22 protein-coding genes and 1 tRNA gene are annotated in these 22659 nt (G+C 73.2%); 19 read left to right on the top strand and 4 right to left on the bottom strand.

Annotated features, from left to right (window positions below; all coding sequences use genetic code 11):
• The 17 genes from V6N00_RS06365 to V6N00_RS06285 all read left to right on the top strand — a co-directional run bounded on the left by V6N00_RS06365 (position 1) and on the right by V6N00_RS06285 (position 16883).
• Positions 1-1284, top strand: a complete 1284-nt coding sequence (locus tag V6N00_RS06365) for a C40 family peptidase (protein WP_334231246.1) — start codon at positions 1-3, stop codon at positions 1282-1284.
• Positions 1281-3386 (top strand): flagellar hook-length control protein FliK, encoded by a 2106-nt coding sequence (locus tag V6N00_RS06360; protein WP_334231245.1) that lies wholly within the window; start codon positions 1281-1283, stop codon positions 3384-3386. Before V6N00_RS06365 ends, V6N00_RS06360 begins: the two co-directional genes overlap by 4 nt.
• A gap of 58 nt (positions 3387-3444) precedes the next feature.
• On the top strand, positions 3445-3882 hold the full coding sequence (locus tag V6N00_RS06355) for a flagellar hook assembly protein FlgD (RefSeq protein WP_334231244.1): 438 nt from the start codon (positions 3445-3447) through the stop codon (positions 3880-3882).
• A gap of 143 nt (positions 3883-4025) precedes the next feature.
• Entirely contained in the window at positions 4026-5201 is a 1176-nt protein-coding gene (locus tag V6N00_RS06350) for a flagellar hook protein FlgE (RefSeq protein ID WP_334231243.1), read from the top strand.
• A gap of 297 nt (positions 5202-5498) precedes the next feature.
• Positions 5499-5819 (top strand): flagellar FlbD family protein, encoded by a 321-nt coding sequence (locus V6N00_RS06345; RefSeq protein WP_334231242.1) that lies wholly within the window; start codon positions 5499-5501, stop codon positions 5817-5819.
• Positions 5820-5950: 131 nt separating this feature from the next.
• A complete protein-coding gene (locus V6N00_RS06340) occupies positions 5951-6781 on the top strand; it encodes a motility protein A (protein WP_334231241.1) in 831 nt (276 codons plus the stop codon).
• The gene (locus V6N00_RS06335) at positions 6778-7611 is read left to right on the top strand and encodes an OmpA/MotB family protein (RefSeq protein ID WP_334231240.1); all 834 of its coding nucleotides are present in this window, start codon (positions 6778-6780) and stop codon (positions 7609-7611) included. Before V6N00_RS06340 ends, V6N00_RS06335 begins: the two co-directional genes overlap by 4 nt.
• 106 nt (positions 7612-7717) lie before the next feature.
• A complete protein-coding gene (locus V6N00_RS06330; protein WP_334231239.1) occupies positions 7718-8614 on the top strand; it encodes a flagellar motor switch protein FliM in 897 nt (298 codons plus the stop codon).
• Positions 8611-9318, top strand: coding sequence for a flagellar motor switch protein FliN (gene fliN / locus V6N00_RS06325; RefSeq protein ID WP_334231238.1), 708 nt, complete (start codon positions 8611-8613; stop codon positions 9316-9318). The genes V6N00_RS06330 and fliN overlap by 4 nt, the downstream gene beginning before the upstream one ends.
• Positions 9318-10082 carry a FliO/MopB family protein gene (locus tag V6N00_RS06320; protein ID WP_334231237.1) on the top strand — a complete coding sequence of 255 codons (765 nt, stop codon included), beginning with the start codon at positions 9318-9320 and terminating at the stop codon, positions 10080-10082. The genes fliN and V6N00_RS06320 overlap by 1 nt, the downstream gene beginning before the upstream one ends.
• On the top strand, positions 10079-10921 hold the full coding sequence (gene fliP, locus V6N00_RS06315; protein ID WP_334231236.1) for a flagellar type III secretion system pore protein FliP: 843 nt from the start codon (positions 10079-10081) through the stop codon (positions 10919-10921). The genes V6N00_RS06320 and fliP overlap by 4 nt, the downstream gene beginning before the upstream one ends.
• Positions 10918-11199 (top strand): flagellar biosynthesis protein FliQ, encoded by a 282-nt coding sequence (gene fliQ, locus V6N00_RS06310; protein ID WP_334231235.1) that lies wholly within the window; start codon positions 10918-10920, stop codon positions 11197-11199. Before fliP ends, fliQ begins: the two co-directional genes overlap by 4 nt.
• Positions 11196-11951 carry a flagellar biosynthetic protein FliR gene (locus V6N00_RS06305; protein WP_334231234.1) on the top strand — a complete coding sequence of 252 codons (756 nt, stop codon included), beginning with the start codon at positions 11196-11198 and terminating at the stop codon, positions 11949-11951. The genes fliQ and V6N00_RS06305 overlap by 4 nt, the downstream gene beginning before the upstream one ends.
• 1 nt (position 11952) lies before the next feature.
• Entirely contained in the window at positions 11953-13074 is a 1122-nt protein-coding gene (locus tag V6N00_RS06300) for an EscU/YscU/HrcU family type III secretion system export apparatus switch protein (protein WP_334231233.1), read from the top strand.
• 64 nt (positions 13075-13138) lie between these two features.
• A complete protein-coding gene (locus V6N00_RS06295) occupies positions 13139-15175 on the top strand; it encodes a flagellar biosynthesis protein FlhA (RefSeq protein WP_416385041.1) in 2037 nt (678 codons plus the stop codon).
• Positions 15147-16553, top strand: coding sequence for a hypothetical protein (locus V6N00_RS06290; RefSeq protein WP_334231232.1), 1407 nt, complete (start codon positions 15147-15149; stop codon positions 16551-16553). Before V6N00_RS06295 ends, V6N00_RS06290 begins: the two co-directional genes overlap by 29 nt.
• Before the next feature lie 84 nt (positions 16554-16637).
• Positions 16638-16883: a carbon storage regulator gene (locus V6N00_RS06285; RefSeq protein ID WP_334231231.1), complete on the top strand. Its 246-nt coding sequence runs from the start codon at positions 16638-16640 to the stop codon at positions 16881-16883.
• A gap of 47 nt (positions 16884-16930) precedes the next feature.
• Here the strand turns inward: V6N00_RS06285 and V6N00_RS06280 are convergent, their stop codons facing one another.
• Complete coding sequence (locus V6N00_RS06280) at positions 16931-17482, bottom strand: hypothetical protein (protein WP_334231230.1); 552 nt, start codon at positions 17480-17482, stop codon at positions 16931-16933.
• A gap of 212 nt (positions 17483-17694) precedes the next feature.
• Here V6N00_RS06280 and V6N00_RS06275 point away from each other — a divergent pair, with 212 nt between their 5' ends.
• Complete coding sequence (locus V6N00_RS06275; protein WP_334231229.1) at positions 17695-18540, top strand: sigma-70 family RNA polymerase sigma factor; 846 nt, start codon at positions 17695-17697, stop codon at positions 18538-18540.
• A 130-nt stretch (positions 18541-18670) separates the two neighbouring features.
• Here the strand turns inward: V6N00_RS06275 and V6N00_RS06270 are convergent, their stop codons facing one another.
• The 3 genes from V6N00_RS06270 to V6N00_RS06260 form a co-directional block, all read right to left on the bottom strand.
• Entirely contained in the window at positions 18671-20728 is a 2058-nt protein-coding gene (locus V6N00_RS06270) for a phosphocholine-specific phospholipase C (protein ID WP_334231228.1), read from the bottom strand.
• 184 nt (positions 20729-20912) lie between these two features.
• The gene (locus V6N00_RS06265; protein WP_334231227.1) at positions 20913-21419 is read right to left on the bottom strand and encodes a DUF805 domain-containing protein; all 507 of its coding nucleotides are present in this window, start codon (positions 21417-21419) and stop codon (positions 20913-20915) included.
• Between the two features lie 190 nt (positions 21420-21609).
• Positions 21610-21682: transfer RNA gene (locus tag V6N00_RS06260), tRNA-Thr, on the bottom strand.
• Between the two features lie 169 nt (positions 21683-21851).
• Here V6N00_RS06260 and V6N00_RS06255 point away from each other — a divergent pair.
• Complete coding sequence (locus tag V6N00_RS06255; RefSeq protein ID WP_334231226.1) at positions 21852-22571, top strand: HAD family hydrolase; 720 nt, start codon at positions 21852-21854, stop codon at positions 22569-22571.
• Positions 22572-22659: the final 88 nt, after the last annotated feature.

Raw genomic sequence — 22659 nt, 5'->3', positions numbered from 1 at the left:
ATGACCGAGGCCCTCGGCCGGATGGCGCAGATCCACGCGACCCTCGCCTCCCTCGCCCCCACGCGCACCACGTCCACCGCCGCCGTCGGCAGCGGATCGTCCGGCACGTCCAGCTCGACGTCGACGAACTCGCCGGCCTTCCAGGCGGCCCTGGCGAAGGCCCTCGCGGCCGGCGCCGTCTCCTCGTCGTCCGCCTCCACGGGACTGGACGCCTCCGCGGTGCCGGGCCTGTCCACGTACTCGGGCCTCTCCTCGATCACCGACCCGGCCACGGCTGCCGCCTCGGCGCTCGCGAGCGCCTCGTCCGTCGACGCCGTCTCGGGCGCAGCGACCGTCGGGACCGCTGCGGGGGGAGTGACCGGCACCGACGTCGTCGATGCCGCGAAGAAGTACGTCGGCGTCCCCTACGTGTGGGGCGGCACCGACCCGGCGGTCGGCATGGACTGCTCCGGCTTCGTCCAGCGGGTGTTCAAGGACGTCGGCATCCAACTGCCCCGCCTCGTCCGCGACCAGATGACGCACGGCACGCCCGTCGCGTCGCTGAAGGACGCCAAGCCGGGCGACCTGCTGATCAGCTTCGGCGGCGACCACATCGCCATCTACGTCGGCGACGGCAAGGCGATCGACGCGCCCGTGCCCGGCAAAACGATCCAGGTGCGCGACGCGTGGGAGAAGTACAGCAACCTCACCGCGATCCGCCGCATCGTCCCGGACTCCACCTCGAGCTCCGCCACCTCCGCCCTCATCGGCCCGACGGGGACCGCGCTGACCGGGACCGGGTCCACGGTCGGCGTCGCCGCCGCGTCCGCGCCCGTCACGGTGGGGGCGACGTCGGTGCCGCTGACGGCGTCGCAGAAGCAGTACGCCCAGCAGATCGTCAACCGGGTCAAGGAACGCGGGCTGCCGCAGCGGGCGGCCGAGATCGCGCTCGCCACCGCGATGCAGGAGTCCAACCTGCGCATGTACTGGAACCCGAAGGTTCCCGGTTCGCAGGCCCTCGCGCCCGACCAGTCGGCGCAGGGCGTGGACGGCTACTCCGTCGGCCTGTTCCAGCAGCAGGTCAACGGCTCGATGTTCTCGTGGGGCACGGTCTCCGACGCGATGAACCCGACGCGGTCGACCGACATGTTCCTCGACCGGCTGCAGACCATCCCGGGCTGGCAGCAGCTGCCCCTGACCGTGGCCGCCCAGCGCGTCCAGGTCTCCGCGTACCCGGACGCGTATGCCAAGTGGGAGAGCCAGGCACGTCAGCTGGCCCAGGACCTGAGCGTGGTGGCCCGATGACCAGCCTTCCGACGACGATGACGACGGCTCCCGCGAACCGTGCGACCGACCCGCGCCCCCGGTCGACCGGCGACGCCGCGTCCGGCCAGCGGTTCGCCGACCGGCTCTCCGACCTGCTCGGCGGCGCGGACACGGCGTCGACCGCGCCGGCCTCGGTGACCCGCCGCGACGACGCGCGACCGGCGGACGACGGGCGCGCCACCTCGACGCGTGGGGATACCCCGGCGGAGGCACGCGGCCTGACGCGCGCCGAGCTGTGCCGCGCCGACCGTGACCGTGCTGATCAGCGCCTGGCCGATCAGCGCCTGGCCGGCACTCCGCGGGCGCAGGCCCGGCACGGGGAACCGGCGCGCACCAGCGACGGAACGCCGCGCACCGATGCATCGGCGGACGCGACGGCGCCCGTGTCGACGGGTGGCGCGAACCCGCACGACCACGCCGGCGCCACGGTGTCGTCCACGACGGGCGCGACGGCGGATCCGGCGACCGGTGCCGCCGCGGCGGCCGCCGCCGGAGCTGCTGTCCCGGGGACTGCCACCTCGGAAACTGCTGCCCCGACGACCACCGTCTCGGGTGCCGCTCCGGTGTCCGGGGCCGCTACTTCCACGACGGCCGCCGCGACGGCCACCGGCATGACGGCCGCGACGGGGACCGGGACCACCACCCTCACGCCGTCGGACGCCACCGGGTTGACCGCCGCGAACGTGTTCGGCGCCGGCGCGACCGGAACAGGGGCGACGGGACACGTCCACGCCGGTGCCCACCGCGCCCTGCCGGTGCTCGCGCCGCGAGCTGAGCGGACGACCGACACCCCGGCCGTCACCGCGGGGACCGCGACCGGCACCGCGGCCGGAGCCACCGTCACCGCTGCCGCACCGACGGCCACCGGGACCGGTTCGGCTCGGCCCCCGACGGGCGCGACCGGCACCCCGGCGACCGGCACGACGGCTGCCGCCACCTCGACGGCCTCGGCCACCGCTGCCGGCACGGCCCCGACCGCTCTCGCGCCGACCGCTGCCGCGCCGACCGCTGCCGCGCCGACCACTGCCGCGCCGACCACTGTCCCGCCGACCACTGCCGTGGCGACCACCGCCGACACCGCCAGGGAGAACGGCACGGACGGCTTTGTGACGGCCTCGAGCGGCTCCGTGACGGCCGCGGCCGGCTCGGCGACGAGCGCGGGCACCACCCCGTCCGGTGACGCCGGTTCCGTGGGCACGGCTTCGCAGCAGTCCGGTGGCCAGCAGACCGGGACCCAGCACACCGGGACCCAGCAGGCGGGCGCCCAGGCCGACGGCATCCCGACGGCCACGCCCACCGGCACCGGGACCACCGGCACCGACGCCGCCGGCACCACCGCCGCCGGCTCGCCGGTGCCCGCCACCGCGACCACCGCGGCGCCCGCGACAGCGGCACCGACGGCGGCGGCCACCCCAGCCCTGCTCGCGACGGCTGCCCTGTCCGCGGACGGCGCCCGCACGACCCTCCGGGGCGCCGGGCCGACCCGGACCGGTGCCGCCGAGGCGACCGGAACGGCGTCGACCGACGCCGCGAGCGCCTTCGCCGCCGCGGCCACTCCCACCGGGGCGACGGCCACGTCACCGGCCGGCGCCGCCGCACCGACCGTGACGTCCCAGCCGCCCGTGCCCCCGCAGCTGCACGCCCAGCTCGGCCGGGCCCTGGCCGGCCTGCGCACCGCGGGGGAGGGGCGGCACGAGCTGACCATCGACGTCCACCCGCGCGACCTCGGCCCCATCACCGTGCAGGCCCTGATCGAGGGAGGCACGGTGCGGATCGAGCTGTTCGCGCCGACGGACGCCGGGCGCGACGCCGTCCGGTCCGCGCTCGCCGACCTGCGACGCACGCTCGCCGAGACCGGCCTGACCGCCGACCTCGACCTCTCGGACCGGTCAGCTCCCCAGACCTTCGGCCAGCAGGGGGGCCAGCCGGGAGGCCAGCCCGGCACCACGGGCGGCCGAGGGCGGTCGCGATCCTCGGCGGACAGCGGCCGGCTCGGCGCCGTCGGCGCGACGTCCCGGGCGGCCCCGCCCGGGACGCTGTCCGCGGCCGGCTCCCACGGCCGGCTCGACGTCCTCGCCTGACCCGCAGCACCGCACCGACCACCTGACCAGCACCACCGACCCGCAGAGAAGGAGCACCATGTCGATCGACCCCGTCAGCGGCGTCAGCGGCGCCACCGGCACCGCCACCACGACCACGGCCACCCGCACCCCGGTGCAGACCATGGGCTCGGACGTGTTCATGTCCCTGCTCGTCACGCAGCTGAAGAACCAGGACCCGAGCTCCCCGATGGACACCGGGCAGATGATCTCCCAGACGACCCAGCTGTCGATGATGGAGAAGCTCACCCAGCTGGCCGAGGACACGACCACCGCCCGCGACACCCAGGTCCGGGCCGCGTCCGCCGCGCTCGTGGGCAAGACCGTGTCCTACCGCGGCGCCGACGGTGCGACGACCACCGGCCTGGTGGACGGCGTCACCTACGCCGGCTCCGACACCCAGAAGGGCTCCGATCCCACGCTGTCCATCGGCGGCACCCGCGTGCACTACGCGGACGTGCTCGGCGTCGACGCCTGACCCGACAGACCCGCCAGACCCGCCAGACCAGACCCGACCGTCACCGCAGCTCCCGCTCGAACGCGTACCCCGACTCGAACCTCCACCACCACCCACGGCGACCGGCCGGCACCGACCGGCCCCCGACACCGAAAGGCGGCATCATGCTCCGCTCCCTGTACTCCGGCATCTCCGGCCTGCGCGCGCACCAGACGATGCTCGACGTCACCGGCAACAACATCGCCAACGCCAACTCCACCGGCTTCAAGGCCTCGACGACCCAGTTCCAGGACACGCTCTCGCAGCTGACCAAGAACGCGGGCGCCCCGCAGGGCACGACCGGTGGCACCAACCCGGCGCAGATCGGCCTCGGGGTGCAGGTCGCCGCCGTCACCAACGACTTCACCCAGGGCGCCGCGCAGTCCACCGGCCGCGCGACCGACATGATGATCTCCGGTGACGGCTTCTTCGTCACGAGCAAGGGCGGCAGCACCACCTACACCCGCGCGGGCTCCTTCGACTTCGACGGCATGGGCCGCCTGGTCAGCCCGGACGGCGCCATCCTGCAGGGCTGGATGGCGGACGCCAACGGCAGGGTCACCACCGGCGCCCAGCCGACCGACCTGTCCGTGCCCCGGACCCTGACCATGCCGGCGAGCACGACGACGCAGGCCAAGCTCGAGGGCAACCTGCCCGCCGACATCGCGACGGGCTCGACGACGACGAAGGACGTGCGCGTGTTCGACCAGCTCGGCGCCGCCCGGACCCTCAGCCTGACCATGACCCGCACCGCGACCGGCTGGGACATCACCGGTACCGACGGCAACGGCGGCACGGGGGCCACGAGCCTCACCCTGACCGGCGGCCAGCTGCAGTCCACCGGCCCGCTGCAGGTCGGGGGCGTGACCGTCGACATGGGCGACCTGACCGGCTACGCCGGGGTCAACACCGTGACCGGCAGCGCGACCAACGGCTCGGCGGCGGGCACCCTCGAGTCCTTCAGCCTCGGGTCCGACGGCACGCTCACCGGCTCGTTCAGCAACGGCGGCAAGTTCGTCATCGGCCAGGTGGCGCTCGCCCGCTTCACCAACCCGGCGGGCCTGGAGAAGGTCGGCAACACCGCCTTCCAGCCCAGCGCCAACTCGGGTGTCCCGCAGCTGGGCACGGCCGGCAACGGCGGCTTCGGCTCCCTCTCCGGCGGCCAGCTCGAGATGTCCAACGTGGACCTCTCCCAGCAGTTCACCAACCTGATCGTCGCGCAGCGCGGCTTCCAGGCCAACGCCCGCATCGTCACGACGTCCGACCAGGTGCTGCAGGAGCTCGTCGACCTCAAGCGCTGACCTCTCGGCCCGGCGTCCCGCACGTCCGACGGCCCGGATCCGGCACTGCCGGATCCGGGCCGTCGGCGTTCCCGGCGTCCGTTCCGGCGCCACATCCGTGCCATTCTCGGGAGCGCGTCGGGCGCTCGGCCGGCGCTCCTCCGGCGCTCGTCCGATCTGCGGCCGGGGCACGTCCGCGGCCCGCTCGGACCGCGAGCAGGACCGCGAGCCGGGCCTTACCGGAGGGGCCCGACGTGCCGACAGTGACCGGTGACGCGTTCGACCGGACGCGACCACTTCGGACGAGGAACCGCGCCCATGATCGTCGTCACCCGGCTGAACGGGACCCGCTTCGCGGTCAATCCCGATCTGATCGAGCGGGTCCACGCCAGCCCCGACACCTACCTGGTGATGGTCGACGGCACCACCTACGTGGTCTCCGAGTCGATGGACACGGTGATCGACCTGATCGCCCGGTACCGCGCGCGGGTGGTCGCGACGGCCCGCTCGCTCAGCGACGAGGTCGCCCCCCGGTTGAGCCTGGTCCCCGACCCGCATCCGCGGGACGTGCAGGGCGCCGGGCTCGTCCCCGAACTGACCACCGCCGCGGTGCCGACCGTCCTGCACCCGGCTCCCTGACCCGCCTGACCGTTCCACCCACCTGACCGCACCGCCGCCCCCACCGGCGTCCGGGGCGGCCGTCCCCCAAACGGCCTCCCTCGTCGGACAGCACCACCGAGCCCCATCCACACCAGCACGAGGAGCACCCCTTGGATCCCGCCACACTGATCGGCCTGGTGCTGGCGTTCGGCTCCGTCGTCGCCATGGTCACCCTCGAAGGTGCCTCGATCACCGCGCTGCTCCTGCCGGCGCCCATGATCCTCGTGTTCGGCGCCACGATCGCCGTCGGGTTCGCCGGCAACACCCTCAAGGACGGGATTCATGCGTTCTCGTCGATCCCGCGGGCCCTGATGGGCAAGACCACGCCCCCGCAGCAGAGCATCGACACGATCATCGGCCTGGCCGAGAAGGCGCGCGCGGACGGCCTGCTCGCCCTCGAGTCCGAGGCCGCGAGCAGCAAGGACCCGTTCCTGGCGGGTGCGCTGCAGAACATCGCCGACGGCACCGACCCGGAGGACCTGCGCATCCTGCTCGAGGACGAGATGTCCACCCGCTCGAAGTCGGACAAGGCGGCCGCCAGGTTCTTCGCCGTCCTCGGCGGCTACGCCCCGACCATCGGCATCGTCGGCACCGTCGTGTCCCTGACCCACGTGCTCGAGAACCTCTCCAAGCCCGAGGAGCTCGGGCACATGATCGCCAGCGCCTTCGTCGCCACCCTCTGGGGCCTGCTGTCCGCCAACTTCATCTGGCTGCCCCTCTCGGGCCGGCTCGGCCGTCTCGCCGAGCTGGAGAGCGAGCGGATGCTCCTGCTCATGGAGGGCCTGCTCGCCGTCCAGTCCGGCACCCAGCCGCTGCTGCTCGCCGAGCGGCTCAAGGCGATGGTCCCCGTGACCCAGCGCAAGGACGGCAAGGCCAAGGCCGGCAAGGCGAAGTCCGGGGCCGGCGCCACCGCCGACTCCCTCACGCTGGACGCGGCGTGAGCGCGTCCCGCCGTCGTCGCCGTCGCTCCGACCACGAGGGCGAGGAGCACCACGTCGACGAACGGTGGATGGCGTCCTACATGGACATGGTCACCGTGCTCATGTGCATGTTCATCGTGCTGTACGCGATGTCCACGGTCGACTCCGCGAAGTTCGAGAAGCTGCGCAACTCGCTGGCCACGGGCTTCGGGACCACGGTCTCCACGAGCGTGGACACGGCCGAGGGCACCGTCGTGCCCGCCAAGGACGTCAACAAGGACGCCCAGGGCTTCAGCGGCAACCAGACCCTCGCCGTCGCCGAGGCGAAGGACCTCACCGGTCTGCAGAAGAAGATGCAGACGGCCCTCGACAAGGCGGGCCTGTCCGGCAACGTGACGATGACCGTCGACTCCCGGGGCCTGACCGTGCGCCTGGTCGGCACGCAGACGTTCTTCCAACCCGACAGCGCCGACCTGAACGCCCACGCGGACCGGGTCCTCGACACCATCGCGTCGACGATGACCGCGTCGAAGAAGCAGATCTCGATCGAGGGCCACACCGCGGACCTGCTGACCGTCTACCCGTCCGTGTGGGAGCTGTCCACCGCCCGGGCCACCACGGTGCTGCGCCGCCTGGTGGAGCACGACGGCGTGCCCGCGGACGTGATCCGCGCGACCGGTTTCGGTTCCTCCCGGCCCCTGACGACGGGTCGCACCGCCGCGGACCACGAGCGGAACCGGCGCGTCGACATCGTGCTGCTCTCGGACCAGCCCGACGCCGTGCGCAAGCTGCTGCCCGCCGCCGCCGCGACCGCGGAGAGGGCCGCAGCGGCCACCTCGACGAAGCACTGACCCGGCCGTCCCGCCCCACGTCGGGACCCCTCCGCGGCCGGTCGCCGCCCCGCACCGACCCGCCGCGGGCCTTACCCGAACGGGGCCCGGGCCGATAGTCAGAGGCGTGAGCGTGCAGGAAGCGGAGTCCCCGGTCGAGGACAAGCAGGTGGCGGTGTACGACTTCCGTCGCCCCACGACGCTGGCTCGCCGGCACAGCCGCATCCTCGAACTCGGCTTCGAGACCTTCGCCCGCCAGTGGGGCACCCAGCTCACCGCCCGCGTCCGCGTCACGTCCAGCGTCGGCCTGCAGTCCCTGATCGTGCAGACCTACGACGAGTACGCGGCCAGCCTGCCCGCGACCACCGCGATGGTCCTCTGCGTCCCGATGGACAGCGAGGACACGATCATCGTCCAGTTCCCGACCGCCGCCGCGCTGGGCTGGATCGCCCGGATGCTCGGCGGCACGGGGGAGCGGCAGGACGCGGACCGCATCTTCACCCCGGTCGAGAAGGAACTCATTCAGCGGCTCATCAACGAGGCGCTCGAGGACCTGCACTACTCGCTCGGGCACCTGCTGCCCGGCTCCTCCCGCGTCGAGTCCATCCAGCACCACCCCCAGTTCGCCCAGGCGGCCGCTCCCGGTGACGTCATGGTCGTCGCGACCTTCATCGTCCGGGTCGCCCACACGGCCGCGCCCGCGACCGTCGTCCTGCCCGCGTCGGTGCTGCTGCCCCGGCTCGGCGCCGTCAACCCGACCATCGCCGCGGCCGACGCGCCCGGCCAGGTCCGCGCGCAGCTGGCCGAGGTGCCCGTGGACGTGGCCGTGACCCTCACCCCGCGGCGGGTCACCAGCCACGGGGTGCTCCGCCTCGCGGTCGGCGACACCGTGATGCTCCCGCACGGGACCCACCAGCCCTTCCGGGTGACCGTCGACGGCGTCCCCCTCGCCGGCGCGACCGCCACCCGCACGGGCGCCCGCACCGGCGCCCTCATCATCAGCACCGAGGAGAACCTCCGTTGACCGTCACCACCACCGGCGCCCAGTCCGCCGACCTGCTGGCCGCGTACCTGCCGCACCCGGGCCTGGCCGTGACCGGCCGCGTGGAGCCCTCCGCCGCCGTCGCCTTCGCCCCGCGCGCCGTGACCGCCGGTCACGTCGGTGCGAACGCCGTCGACGTCGCGGTCCTGCTGCGGGACACCGCCTTCCTGGCCGCCGCGGCCGGGGCAGGCGCGAGCGACCTCGTGCAGGCCACCGACGTGCTGCGCCCGGCCGTCGAGCACGCCGTCGAGCCGTTCGCGCCCGGCGCCCTCTCCGACCTGGCCGAGACCGACGCGACGGACCTGCTGCTCGACCCGCAGACGGAGGTCTACGAGATCTCCGACGGTCTCGCCGTGTTCGGCTGGTTCGCCATCCGCGTCCGCGCCGCCGTGGGTGGGGCCACCGGCCCCGCCGGCGTGCTGGACGCCTCCTTCGCGGACCGGCTCGGCCGCATCAACGACGTCGAGATGAACCTGACGGTGGAGATCGGCCGCGCCCGGATGCGGATCATCGACGCCCTCGCCCTCGAGCCCGGCCACGTGATCGAGCTCGACCGCTCCGCCGGTGCGCCCGCGGACATCATGCTCAACGGCCGCCGGATCGCCCTCGGGGAGGTCGTGGTCGTCGACCAGGACTATGGCGTGCGCATCACCCGCATCCTCGACGTGGCCGAGGCGCCCAACTGATGGATTCCTTCGTCCTCGGCCTGCGGGTCCTCGTCTCCCTCGGTGCGGTCCTCGGCCTCATCTGGGTGCTCCAGCGACGGGTCAAGCGGCGCGGCGGCCTCGTGCGCGCGGCCGGCCCCGCGATCAGCGTGCTGAGCCGGCAGGGCATCGGCCACAAGGCCTCCGTCGTGCTGCTCGACGCCGACGGGCAGCGCCTGCTGCTCGGCGTCACCGAGCACGGCGTCTCCGTGCTGCGCAGTGCCGAGGCCACCCCGGCCGCCGAGCCGGTCCAGGCTGCAGCTGCAGCCCCCGCCGCCGGTGGGACCGGGTCCTTCGCCTCCACCCTCTCGGCCGCGACTGCCACCTTCGACGACGCCACCGCTTCCGCCGCTGCTCCGTTCGGTCACCTCCCGTCCGCGCCGTCGCGCTTCGCGGCACGCCGGAGCGCCTCGTCGCTGCCGACGGCGGCCCTGCCGGCCGCGGCGAAGACCCCGCCGCTGGATCTGCCCGCCGGCACCGCGGCTGTCACCACGTCCTTCAGCGGACCGGACCACGGCAGCATCCTGCTCGCCGCGACCGCGCCCGCCGTGGTGCCCGTGGCCGACCCGTCGAGCACGGCCCCGTCGAGCACGGCCCCGCGCACCGACGACGTGCGCCCCCGCGGCCGGCACGCGGCCGCCGTGCCCGTGTCCACCAGCCCGCTCAGCGGTTCGATCCTCGACCTGAACACCTGGCGGCAGGCTCGCGACGCCGCGCGGTGGGTCGCCGGCGGGCGACGGTCGTGACGACCGGACGGGTCCGCCTCCCGTCCGTGCTCGCCGCGCTCGGACTGGTCGCCGCCCTCGTGCTCGCGGTGCTCCTGCTCTCGGCGGCGGGCGCGCACGCCGCTCCCACCGCTCCCGCGGTCCCGACCGCCCCCACCGCCCCGGCCGCGCCCGGCTCCGGCGGTACCGGCGGCCTGAACCTGCAGATCAACGGCGCGAACGGCACCCCCTCGGCCGCCGTCGTCACCCTGATCGGCATCACCCTGCTCTCGGTGGCGCCCGCGCTGCTGCTGATGATGACGTCGTTCACCAAGATCTTCGTCGTCCTGGCCATGACCCGGAACGCGCTGTCCCTGCCGTCCATCCCGCCGAACCAGGTGCTCGCCGGGCTCGCGCTGTTCCTCTCCCTGTTCGTCATGTTCCCGGTGGTCTCGCACATCAACACCGACGCGATCCAGCCCTACCTGCACGGCACCATCACCGTGGACACGGCGCTGCGGCTGGGCTCGGCGCCGCTGCAGACGTTCATGGTGGCGCACACCCGCCAGGAGGACATCGCCCTGATGACCCGGGCCGCCGGCCTGGCGAACCCGGCCACCCCGTCGGCGGTGCCGCTGCAGACCCTCATCCCGGCGTTCATGATCTCGGAGCTGCGCGCGGCCTTCATCATCGGGTTCGTCATCTTCATCCCGTTCCTCGTCATCGACCTGGTCGTCTCCGCGGCCCTGATGTCGATGGGCATGATGATGCTGCCTCCGGTGATCATCTCCCTGCCGTTCAAGATCCTGCTGTTCGTGCTCGTCGACGGGTGGGGCCTGATCATCACGTCGCTGATCAAGAGCTATCAGGGGACCGGATGAACACCAGTGCCGTCCTCGACATCGGCCTGCAGGCCCTGCTGACGGCCGCCAAGCTCTCCGCGCCCGTGCTCGTGACGGCCCTCGTCGTCGGCCTCGCCATCTCCCTGCTGCAGTCGATCACGCAGATCCAGGAGATGACCCTCTCGTTCGTCCCCAAGGCGATCGCCGTCGCGCTCGCCCTGCTGATCTGCGGCCACTGGATGATCACCGAGATGGTCGGCTTCACCCACGACATGATGGACCGCATCCCCGACCTGCTCGCGGGGGGCATCGGATGACGCTGCCCATCGACTTCGCATGGCTGCAGACCCTCGGCCTGGCCGCCGTGCGGTTCACCGCGTTCCTCGTCATCGCCCCGCCCTTCTCCTCGCCGGCCTTCCCCGCGCGGATCAAGGCGATGCTCGGCGTGGGCCTGGCCCTGGCCGTGACCGGGCGGATCCACCACGGGGGCGACGTCGACCCCGTCACCCTCATCACGGGGCTCGCCCTCGAGGCGGCCACGGGGCTCGCGCTCGGCTTCCTCGTCTCCGTCATCTTCTCGGCGGTGCAGTCGGCCGGCTCCCTGATCGACGTCTTCAGCGGTTTCCAGATGGCGCAGATGTACGACCCGCAGACCCAGGTCAACGGCGCCCAGTTCACCCGGCTGCTGCAGATGACGGCCCTCGCCCTGCTCATCGCCTCGGACGGCTACCAGTTGGTCCTCACCGGCCTGACCGGCTCCTTCTCCGCGATCCCGCTGGCCGGGGGCCTCGACCTGGCCCGGCCCGTGCAGGCGCTGACCACCGCCGTCAGCGGCATGCTCGTCTCGGCCGTCCAGATCGCCGGGCCCCTGGTGGTCGTCCTCTTCCTCGCCGACGTCGGGCTCGGGCTGCTGACCCGCGTGGCGCCGGCGCTGAACGCGTTCTCCCTCGGCTTCCCGCTGAAGATCATGCTGACGCTGGCGCTCGGGTCCATCCTCTTCCTCGCGCTGCCGCGGGTCGTCGCGGCGCTCGCCGGGGACGCGGCCCAGGCCCTGACCGGGGCGGGGTGACATGGCCGACGCGCAGGAGAGAACCGAGCAGGCCACCGACAAGCGGATGCGGGAGGTCCGGTCCAAGGGCAAGCTCGCCCGCTCGCAGGACGCCACCGCGTGGCTCGCCGTCGGTGCTGCCGCCGTCATGCTCGTGCCCACGATCGGCGCCGGCGAGGCCGCCCTGCGCAAGCAGCTCGCCGTCGTCCCGCAGGTCATCGCCCACCCCGATCCCGAGACGGCCACCCGGGCCCTCGGTGACGCGTTCTCCGACCTCGGCGGCGTCCTCGGGCCCCTGTTCGCCGTCGTCGTGGCCGCCGTGCTCGCCGGGTCGGTGCTGCAGGGCGGGATCCACGTCAAGAAGTTCCGCCTCACGGGGGAGCACTTCAACCTCGTCGCCGGGTTCGGGCGCATGTTCGGCACCCAGGCCCTGTGGGGCGGCGCCAAGGCGCTGCTGAAGACCGCCGTGGTCGGCGTCGTCCTCGTGTTCGCGATCCAGTCCCTCGTGCCGGTGCTCATGACGGCCGGCGGCCTGCCCATCGCGGGGCTGCTGTCCGCGGCCGGGGGTGGCGCCGTCTCGCTGCTCCAGGGCGCGGTGGCCGCGGGGCTCATCCTCGCCGGGCTCGACGTCCTCGTCGTCGCCCGCCGGAACCGCAAGCAGACCCGCATGACCAAGCGCGAGGTCAAGGACGAGACGAAGACCAGCGAGGGCGACCCGTTGATCCGCTCGCAGCGCCGCGCCCGGCAGATGGCGATGAGCCGGAACCGGATGATCGCCGCGATCGGCGACGCCGACGTCGTGCTCGTCAACCCGACCCACGTCGCCGTCGCCCTCAAGTACGAGCCGGGCCGGTCCGCGCCGCGCGTCGTCGCCAAGGGCGCCGACCGCATCGCCGACCGGATCCGCGCCGAGGCGAAGGACAAGGGCGTACCCATGGTCAAGGACATCCCGCTCGCCCGCGCCCTGCACGGCGCGTGCGACATCGGCCAGGAGATCCCGATCGAGCTGTACACGGCCGTGGCCGGCGTGCTCGCCTTCGTCATGTCCCTGGCCGCGCGGGGCGTGACCGGCGGGATGCACGAGATCGCCACCTCCCCGCACGCGGCCGGTGCGCTGCTCGGGCCGCGGGTGGCCGTCCGATGACCCGCTGCACCACTTCGATCCACTCGACCCCCGTCGCCCCCGTGACCTGCGAAGGAGCCCGACCGTGAACCGTGGACTGACCCGCATGGCGGTGCCCGTCGGCATCGTCGGCATCGTCCTGCTGCTCGTCGTGCCCATCCCGGCCGCCCTGCTGGACGTGCTGATCGTCTGCAACATCCTGCTGGCGCTCGTCATCCTGCTCACCAGCATGTTCGTCAAGAAGCCCCTGGACTTCTCGGTGTTCCCGTCGCTGCTGCTCGTGGCCACCCTCTTCCGGCTCGGCCTGAACGTCGCCTCGACCCGCCTCGTGCTCGGGCAGGGCCACGCCGGGCAGGTGATCGCCGCGTTCGGTCAGGTGACGGTCGGCGGCTCGCTCATCATCGGCGCCGTCATCTTCCTCATCCTCGTCGTCATCCAGTTCATCGTCGTCACCAAGGGCGCCGAGCGCGTCGCCGAGGTCGGCGCCCGCTTCACCCTCGACGCGATGCCCGGCAAGCAGATGGCCATCGACGCGGACCTGAACGCCGGCCTGATCACGGACACCCAGGCCCGCGAGCGCCGGGCGGACGTCTCCGCCGAGGCCGACTTCTACGGCGCGATGGACGGTGCGTCCAAGTTCGTCAAGGGCGACGCCATCGCCGGCATCGTCATCATCGCCATCAACATCATCGGCGGCATCGCGATCGGCATGCTGCAGCGCGGCCAGGCGCTGCCCGACGCGATCAACACCTACAGCCTGCTCACCATCGGCGACGGCCTCGTCACCCAGATCCCCGCCCTGCTGATGGCCGTCTCCACCGGCATGATCGTCACCCGCTCCAATGCGGAGGCGGACCTCGGCCGCACCGCGTCGGCGCAGCTGAGCCAGTCCCGCACGGCGCTGCTCGTCGCCGGGATCGCCGCGATCGCGATGGCGCTCATCCCCGGGATGCCGCCCTTGCCGTTCCTCGCCGTCGGCGCCGTGCTGATCATCGCGTCGCGGCGGATCAAGGACCGGTCCGTGGCCGACGAGGCCGTGACGGAGCCGGCCCCGGAGCCGGACCCCACAGCCGTGCTGATGCAGCAGATGCGCGCCCAGCCCGTCGAGATCCTGCTCGCCCCCGACCTCATCGACCTCGTCGGCTGCGGCGGGGACGACCTGCTCTCGCGCGTGAAGGTGCTGCGTCAGGAGATCGCGATGCAGCTGGGCATGGTGCTGCCCCCGGTCCGCACCCGGGACAGCGTCGAGCTGCCGCCTGCGACCTACCTGATCCGCGTGGCCGGGGTCGACGTCGGGCGCGGCACCGCGCCGGCCGGGTCCGTCCTCGCCCTCGGCGAGTTCCTCGACGCCCTGCCCGGCATCCCCGTCGTCGAACCGGTGTTCGGGCTGGCCGGCCGCTGGATCCCCGCCGAGCTCGCGCACAGCGCCGAGATGACCGGTGCCACGGTGATCGACCGCGTGTCCGTGATCGTCACCCACCTCTCCTCGATCGTCACCGCCCACGCGGCCCGGCTGCTCTCCAGCGACGACGTCAAGGCCCTCACCGACGCGGTCAAGGAGGCGCACCCGGCGGCGGTCGACGGGCTCGTGCCGTCCCTGCTGTCGCTGCCGGAACTGCACCGGGTGCTCCAGGGGCTGCTCGCCGAGCAGGTGCCGATCAACGACCTGCCGCGCATCCTCGAGGCGCTCTCCCTGCGCGCCAAGTCCTCGGCCGACCCCGAGGGGCTCATCGAGTCGGCCCGCCACGCACTCGGCCCCGTCATCGTGCAGAAGCACGCCGAGAACGGCGTCCTGCCGGTCATCACCCTCGACCCGGCGCTCGAGATGAGCCTGCTGGCCGACCTGCGGCCGGGGGAGTACGGCACCCAGCTCGTGCTCGAGGCGCCCCGCCTGGACGCCTTCATGAACGCCTTCACCGTGGCGGTCTCCGCGGCCGAGCAGACCGGACGCGCGGGCGTGCTCGTGTGTGCGCCGGCCCTGCGCCCCGCGATGCGCCGCCTGCTGCCGCACCCTCCCGCGGGCGTGCCGGTGCTGTCCTACAGCGAGGTGACCGCCAGCGCAGTGAACATCGAGACGATCGGAGTGGTCCGCCATGGCGCCGCACTTGCACCTGAGCGGTGACACGCTCGAGCAGGTCCGCGAGACCCTGCACAGCCGCTACGGCGGGGCGGCCCGGCTCGTCTCCGCGGACAAGGTCCGCGACGGCGGGATCGCCGGTCTGCTCGGCCGCTGGCACGTCGAGGTCGTCGCGGAGCTGCCCGAGGGCATGGCGATCGACGACGACGCGGCCGGGTCCCCGGCCGGCGACCCCGCCGCGGAGCTGCGATCGACCGCCGCGCGCGGTGCCGCGGCGCACGAGCTGACGGGCCGGTCCGGCCTCGCGGCACTGCTCGCCGCCGCCGACGACGAGGAGGAACTGCTGCACGCGCCGGGGACGGCGGCCGGCGTTTCCGCGGGCCTGTCCACGGCACCGACAGCGGGACCGGGCACCGGGCCGATCCCGCGGGCGACGCCGGCCGTCCCGGACGCCGCTGTCCCGACCACTGCTGCTTCGACCACTGCTGCTCCGGACACCGCCGTTCCGGCCGTCCCGCGTCCCGTCGCGCCCGCGCGGCCGGCCGCCGTCGTGCCCGAGCTCGACACTCCGGCCACGCGCGGCCGCGACTTCGCGGCCCTGTTGAGCCGGCTCGGGAGCGAGGCGCGCGGTGCCGCGCCGGCCACCACTCCGCCGGCCGGTCCGTCGCCCTCGGCCAACAGCGCTCTCGTCCTCGCGGCCGCCGTCACCGACCCCGTGACGGCGCTGTCCGGCCTCGAACGCCGGACCGAACCGTGGACCGGGTCCGTGGCGGCGGTGCCCGCCCCGGCCGTCCTCGACGGTGCCCCCACCACCGGTGAGTCCGGGGACGCCCTCGACGTCGTCGACCTGCCGGACGGTCCAGCCGGCTCAGCCCCGGCCGCCCTCGTGCCGACCGTCACGGCCGCCGTCGCCGGGCCGCCCGTGCCCGCCGTCCTCGGCGCACCCGGGGATCTGGTCGTCGTCCTCGGCGTCGGGAACCGGGCCGTCACCGCTGCGCGCACCATGGCTGCGTCCATCGGTGCCCAGCTGCACACCGCCGGCACCGCGGAGGACACGACGCTGCCGCGCCTGCAGAGCCCCCGCTCCGCGATCGCCGCCCGGGCCGGCGCCGTCCGCGCGGGCACGAGCGCGGTCGTCGGCTACGGGCTGGGCTCGCCGATCAGCCTCGGCACCCGCGCCGAGGTGACCGCGCAGCTGTCCACCGCCGTCGGGCTCGGCGCGGACCAGGTGTGGCTCGTCGTCGACGCGCGGCACAAGGTCGAGGACATCGAGCCGTGGGTACGGCGCATCGCGTCCCGGGTGCCGATCGACGCACTCGCCGTGGTCGGCGTGGAGGAGACCGCGAGCCCCGAGACGGTCAACGAGCTCGGCCTGCCGGTAGGCTGGGTCGACGGCGGTCCGGCGGCCCGCGCGTTCCTGTGACCGGGGGCTTCCCGTGAGCGGGAGCGAGACGGCGACCCGGAGGCATTCTGCCGCCACGGCGCCATCCAGGGAAGGAGTCCGCCGATGCTGGTCCTGACCCGCAAGCCCGGCGAGAAGATCATGCTGGGCGATGACATCGTCATCACGTTCCTCGAGAACCGCGGGGGTGAGGGGATCCGCATCGGGATCGACGCGCCCCGCCACGTGCGGATCAAGCGCCACGAGATCTTCACCGCGGTCGCCGACGCCAACCGGCAGGCGGCCGCCGAGTCGCCGGCCACCGAGCAGACGCTGCTCGGCCAGCTTCCGCCGGTGCCCGGCCAGGGCTGAGGCACACTCCTCCGAGCCGGGAGCCGCGCATCACCGCCGGTGCCGGCTCAGCGCAGCAGGTCCCGCAGCTCCGAGGGCACCAGGCCCGTCAGTGCGACGCGCGCCCGCAGCCGCGCCTGCCCCGCCAGCGCCGCCGCGATCTCCGCGTCGACGTCGTGGTCGACGTCCAAGTTGTCGACGGGTTCCGCCGCATCGGCGCTGAGCACGCTCTCCAGATCCGTGTCGAGCTGCACGGGGGCGGAGCCGGCGGTCTCCCGGACCGTCAGCAGCGTCACGATCCGGGCGCTCTCCTCCTCGATCTCGTGGATGCGCTCGCGCATGGCCGTCCGGTGGTCGATGAGGATCGCGTCCATCGGGGCGTCCGCGTCTGCGGCCAGCTCGCGCAGCGAACGGTCCACGTCGGTCGTCGACATGACGGTGCGCTCGAGCGTCGCCACCCGGAGCGCCTCGACGGAGACGAGCAGCGCGTCCAGGGTGCGCTCGAGCCAGCGCTCGCCGGAGTGCTCCAGATGCAGCCGCACGGTCTGCAGGGCATAGAGGACCTCGTCGAGCTCACGCCGTTCGTTCCACACGAAGCTCGACAGATCAGCAGCAACCACGATTTCCCCCTCCCCACCAGTGCGACACGCCGAAGAACCTCATCCCGCGGGACACGCCGTCCCGGGTAATATTCCCTCTTCCAAAACTTGAAGCTTGTGATATTTTACCCATAACGCGCAGATCGGCTTTGGGGGTTGATCTCGCGTCGCCCGGCCGCACCGCGGACGGACTCCCATCAGGTCTGACGGTCCTCGTGGTGTAGGGGAATCGGATGGCCACTGGTCTCAAGTGGGGAAAATTGGATATCGAACGCCGTAACCGGCTGGTGGTGGAGAACCTGCCCCTCGTCGGCTACCTGGTCTCAGACCTCTGCGCGCGAGCCACGCATCTCTCGCGTGACGATCTCGCCGCCGCCGGTGCGCTGGCCCTCGTGCTCGCCGCCGACGCCTTCGACGAAGAGCTGGGTGTCCCCTTCGGGGCCTTCGCCCGGCGCCGCATCCAGGGCGCTTTCCTGGACGACCTGCGTGCAGGCGACTGGGCCACCCGGTCCGCCCGCAAACGCATCAAGAGCACCCTCGCCGTCTCCGAGACGCTGACCGCGTCGCTGGGCCGGACGCCCACCTCCGACGAGATCGCCGCCGCGCTGGGTTCCACGCGCGCCGAGGTCGACGCCGCTCTGGCGGACGCCGCCCGGACCGTGTCGACCATCGACGAGACGGTCGAGGACCGCGTCGCCTCCTCGGCGGTCGGCCCGGAGGAGGCCACCCTCGCCGCCGAGCGCTCCCGCTACCTGGCCGCCGCCGTCGAGGCGCTGCCCGAGAGCATCCGGATCGTCGTCGAGGCCGTCTACCTGCAGGGGCGGGCCGTCAAGGACGTCGCCGCCGAGCTCGGTGTCACGCACGCCGCGGTCTCGCAGCGTCGGGCCGAGGGCATCCGCTTGCTGCGTGACGGCCTGGCCGTGCACTACGCCGACGACCCCACCCGTGAGCCGGTCGCCAGCCCGCAGCTGGCCGCCGGTCGCCGCAGCGCCTACCTCGGCGCCCTGGCCGACCTGACCACCGCCTTCCACCGACCCACCACGCCGCGCACCGCGCCGGTGATCGCGGCCGCCGGCTGACCCGGCCCCCGACCCTGCGAGGTCGCGGCGCCAGGCCGCGGTCCCGTGGATGACGACGAAGCCCCCTGACCGGCCGGTCAGGGGGCTTCGTTCGCCCGGGCCCGGGCCGCCGGGCCCGGGAATCAGCGGGTCAGCGGCCCAGCTGCGGGTCGCTCGTCAGCGGGCCGGCGTTCTCCAGCCGTCCGGCGAGCACCCGGACGAGGCCGGGCCGGTGCGCGGACGTGACCGTGACGTCGTACCAGCCGCCCGCGGTCGGGACCACCACCGTGCGGCTCTGACCGGTCGGCACGGAGAGCTCCTGCGTGCCGGTGCGGTAGGCGTCCGTCAGGGTGAGCGCCGCTGGTGCCGTCCCGGCGTTGGTGACCCGGAACCGGGCGTGCCCGGCCTTCCCGTCCGCCGCGACGGTCACGCGCAGGTCCGCCTCCGCCGTCGTGCCCGCCAGGCGCCGGTACCAGCCGTTGGGTCCGTGCATCTGCACGTCGTACTCCGCGCCCAGCGTCCACGAGGCGTCCAGGGCCGCCCCGGCCCCCACGGTGTAGGAGTACGGGCCGGCCGGCAGCTGCCGGGAGCGGACCTGCACGTGGGCGCCCACGGCGCCCCGGTTCACCCAGTGCGCGCTGAGCCGGCCACCGGACACGCGGGTCTCGACGTCGAGCGCGTAGCCGAGCCGGCGGGACGGGCGGGTCCCCGGCTCCTGGCCCGGCATCGTGTTGACCGCCGGCGGGGTGGGCACGTAGTTGGGGTGCCGGTCGTGGTCGGCGGGCCGGTACGCGGACGTGTCCGGCAGGGCAGGGGCACCGCCCTCGGCCGAGAAGTCGAACGCACTGGTCAGGTCCCCGCAGACGGCGCGGCGCCACGGCGTGATGTTCGGGGACTGCACGCCGAACCGCGTCTCGAGGAACCGGACGACCGACGTGTGGTCGAAGGTCTCCGAGCAGACCCAGCCACCCGTGCTCCACGGCGACGCGACGATCAGGGGCACCCGCACCCCGAGACCGAAGTGCCCGGGGACGTCGGTGTTGCCGTACGCGGTGGCGGACCCGTCGTACCACTCGCCGTCGGTCGAGACCGTCGAGGCGCCGGGGATCTGCGGCGTGTTCGGGTGCGGGGGAACGAGGTGGTCGAAGAAGCCGTCGTTCTCGTCGTACATGAAGAACACCGCGGTCCGGCTCCACACCTCGGGGTCGGAGGTCAGGATGTCCAGGACGTTCGCCGCGTACCAGGCCCCGAAGTTCGGCGGCCAGTTCGAGTGCTCCGTGTACGCCTCGGGGGCGACGACGTAGGAGACCTGCGGGAGGGTCCCGCGCTTCACATCGTCGCGCAGCACGCGGAACAGGTCGTCGCCGGCCTTCGCGTTCGTGCCGGTGCGGGCCTTCTCGTACAGCGGGCTGCCGGGCTGGGCGTTCTGGTACTGCTTGAAGTAGAGCAGCGAGTTGTCGCCGTAGTTGCCGATGTGGGCGTCCTTCGTCCAGCCCCACGAGTCGGCGGCGTCGAGGCCGTCACCGGCGTCCTGGTAGACCTTCCAGCTGACCCCGGCCTTCTCGAGGGCCTCCGGGTAGGTGCTCCACCAGTAGCCCTTCTCGGCGTTCCACAGGTCGGGGCCGCCGCCGTGGCCGTGCGGGTCGTCGCCGCCGGTGAACAGGTAGTAGCGGTTGGGGTCGGTCGGGCCGAGCATCGAGCAGTGGTACTGGTCGCACACCGTGAAGGCGTCGGCCAGGGCGAAGTGGAACGGGATGTCGCGGCGCTCGTAGAAGGCCATCGTCGCGTCGGACTTGGCCGGCAGCCACCGGTCGTACCGGCCCGCGTTGAACGCCTCGTGCGTCATCTTCCACGAGTGGTCCAGGTCCTCGAGGAACTGCATGCCGAGGTTCGGCGCCGTCGGGTGGTACGGCAGCACGTCGCGGGTGCCGTCGTTCTGGTGGAAGGCGTCCTTGCCGCTGGGCAGGATCGCCGGGTGGGGATCGGCGAAGCCGCGCACGCCCTTGAGCGTGCCGAAGTAGTGGTCGAAGGCGCGGTTCTCCTGCATGAAGACCACGACGTGCTCGACGTCCTTGATGGATCCGGTGGCGCGGTGGGCGGGGATCGACGCGGCGCGCGCGATGCTCTGCCCGAGCATCTGGGAGATCGCGGTGCCGGCCACACCGGCGCCGGAGAGCTGGAGGAAACGTCGACGGTTCAGGTTGGTCATCAGGTGCTCCTCGTGCGGGGGATGGAAACCACCGCGCAAGCCTGCCCCCGCCGGGTGACGGACGGGTGGAGACCGAGTGAACACTGGACGCGGCGGACGACGAAGCCCCCGACCGCGCGGTCGGGGGCTTCGTCGTCGTTGCGTCGGGTCGGGCGGCCCCGCGTGATGTCCGGGGCCGGCCCCCTCAGACCCGGTAGCCGGCGCCGGCGCCCTCGTCGAAGCGCTGACCCTGCGGGTTGGACGGCAGCAGGGTCAGGACCAGGACGATCAGGCCGCCCACGAAGGGGATGAGCCCGAGGAGGATCATCCAGCCGCTGAAGTTGCCGTCGTGCAGCCGGCGCACGGTCAGGGCCAGCTGCGGGATCAGCACGGCGAGGGCGTAGACGGCCAGCACGATGCCCGCGACGACGGACAGCGGCCCCGGAACCGGGACGGTGGCCGTCTCACCCGAGCTCAGGGTGGTGGTCGTGGGCGTCATGCCCGCGAAGAACACGGCGTAGAGGACGGCGACGATGATGATGGAGGCCAGGTACCACCACCAGTACTCGCTGCGGCTCGCGCGGCCGGAGAACACGGTGTACTTGGCGAAGAAGCGCTGCACGGCCTGCTTGAACGAGGCCCCGTACAGGGGCGCCGAGAGCGGCGCACTCGTGCGGCCGGCGGGCTGGGTCGAATAGGACGGTGCGGACATGGTGGTTTCCCCCTGATGGTGAACGGATGCATGCATCATGGTGATGGATGCATGCTGATCGTACGGTCGGCAGGCGCCGGCGGTCCGTAAGGGGTGCGCATGTCGCCGCACGTCACCGCGGGGATGAGAGAGCCCGGGGAACGGAGAGACCCCCGCCGATCCGTGGAACGGAACGACGGGGGCCCGGGGGAGCCTCCTGCCAGAATCGAACTGGCGACCTTCTCATTACGAGTGAGACGCTCTACCGACTGAGCTAAGGAGGCACCGGCGCGCGAGCACGCCTCCGATACTCTACGGCAGCGCGGATCGGACGGCAAAACGCGATCCACCGGTGGCGTTCACGCCCCGTTGGGTGGCCATTCAGCCGGTGTCCGTCCGGTCCCGGCACGCTGAGGCGACGGGCCCACCCACCCATCCAGAGGACGCATCGCCATGCTCGCGCAGGACACCTACCGGTCATCGTCGACCGTGCCCACGCGCCTGGTCTGCCTGGACATGAACGGCACCACCGTCGAGGACGACGGGCTCGTGCTCGAGTGCTTCGGGGAGGCGCTGGCCAGCCAGGGGATCGCCCCCGGCAGCGCCGCCCACCAGACCATGCTCAGCTTCGTCGAACAGACGATGGGTTCCTCCCGCCTCGAGGTGTTCAAGCGCCTGTTCGGCGCGGCGCCGGGGCCGGCGCTGGCCGCGAACCGGGTGTTCGAGCGGGGATACGCGTCGGCGGCGTCGGGCGGCCGCGTCCGGGCCGTCGACGGCGCCGTGGACGTCCTGCTGCGCCTGCGCGACGAGGGCGTGCACGTGGCCCTCACCACCGGCTTCTCCCGCCAGACGCAGAACCAGATCCTCGATCTGCTCGGGTGGACCGGCCTGGTGGATCTGAGCCTGTGCCCGGACGACGCCGGCCGCGGCGCGCCCTACCCCGACATGGTGCTGACCGCCCTGCTCGCCCTGGACCTGGACGACGTGCGCGCGGTCATGACGGTCGGCGACAGCCGGGCCGCGGTGCTGGCCGGCCGCCGCGCGGGCGCCGGGGCCAACATCGGGGTGCTGACCGGGCCGCACGGCGAGGCGGACCTGCTCGAGGCCGGGGCCGACGTCGTCGTTCCGTCCGTCCGGGCCGTGCCCGGCGTGCTCGCCTCCCACGCGGCCTGAGGGCTGCTCGCCCCTCGCGCGGTGCCGGCCCCGGGGTGGTCCGGGCGTTGCACGCCGTCGGAGGGGCCCCTCCCGGGGGGGGGGGGGG

The sequence above is a fragment of the Tersicoccus mangrovi genome (genome assembly GCF_036881825.1).
Classification (GTDB): domain Bacteria; phylum Actinomycetota; class Actinomycetes; order Actinomycetales; family Micrococcaceae; genus Tersicoccus; species Tersicoccus mangrovi.
The sequence above is the reverse complement of the archived record's forward strand: the minus strand, read 5'-3'. Positions and strand labels throughout refer to the sequence as shown.

What these genes read in the sequence shown, in the direction of transcription:
- V6N00_RS06270 (WP_334231228.1), bottom strand. Translation starts at nt 20,728, where the DNA reads ATGACCAACCTGAACCGTCGACGTTTCCTCCAGCTCTCCGGCGCCGGT.
- V6N00_RS06305 (WP_334231234.1), top strand. Translation starts at nt 11,196, where the DNA reads ATGACGCTGCCCATCGACTTCGCATGGCTGCAGACCCTCGGCCTGGCC.
- V6N00_RS06355 (WP_334231244.1), top strand. Translation starts at nt 3,445, where the DNA reads ATGTCGATCGACCCCGTCAGCGGCGTCAGCGGCGCCACCGGCACCGCC.
- V6N00_RS06350 (WP_334231243.1), top strand. Translation starts at nt 4,026, where the DNA reads ATGCTCCGCTCCCTGTACTCCGGCATCTCCGGCCTGCGCGCGCACCAG.
- V6N00_RS06290 (WP_334231232.1), top strand. Translation starts at nt 15,147, where the DNA reads ATGGCGCCGCACTTGCACCTGAGCGGTGACACGCTCGAGCAGGTCCGC.
- V6N00_RS06300 (WP_334231233.1), top strand. Translation starts at nt 11,953, where the DNA reads ATGGCCGACGCGCAGGAGAGAACCGAGCAGGCCACCGACAAGCGGATG.
- V6N00_RS06275 (WP_334231229.1), top strand. Translation starts at nt 17,695, where the DNA reads ATGGCCACTGGTCTCAAGTGGGGAAAATTGGATATCGAACGCCGTAAC.
- V6N00_RS06365 (WP_334231246.1), top strand. Translation starts at nt 1, where the DNA reads ATGACCGAGGCCCTCGGCCGGATGGCGCAGATCCACGCGACCCTCGCC.
- fliQ (WP_334231235.1), top strand. Translation starts at nt 10,918, where the DNA reads ATGAACACCAGTGCCGTCCTCGACATCGGCCTGCAGGCCCTGCTGACG.
- V6N00_RS06360 (WP_334231245.1), top strand. Translation starts at nt 1,281, where the DNA reads ATGACCAGCCTTCCGACGACGATGACGACGGCTCCCGCGAACCGTGCG.
- V6N00_RS06345 (WP_334231242.1), top strand. Translation starts at nt 5,499, where the DNA reads ATGATCGTCGTCACCCGGCTGAACGGGACCCGCTTCGCGGTCAATCCC.
- V6N00_RS06285 (WP_334231231.1), top strand. Translation starts at nt 16,638, where the DNA reads ATGCTGGTCCTGACCCGCAAGCCCGGCGAGAAGATCATGCTGGGCGAT.
- V6N00_RS06255 (WP_334231226.1), top strand. Translation starts at nt 21,852, where the DNA reads ATGCTCGCGCAGGACACCTACCGGTCATCGTCGACCGTGCCCACGCGC.
- V6N00_RS06265 (WP_334231227.1), bottom strand. Translation starts at nt 21,419, where the DNA reads ATGTCCGCACCGTCCTATTCGACCCAGCCCGCCGGCCGCACGAGTGCG.
- V6N00_RS06320 (WP_334231237.1), top strand. Translation starts at nt 9,318, where the DNA reads ATGGATTCCTTCGTCCTCGGCCTGCGGGTCCTCGTCTCCCTCGGTGCG.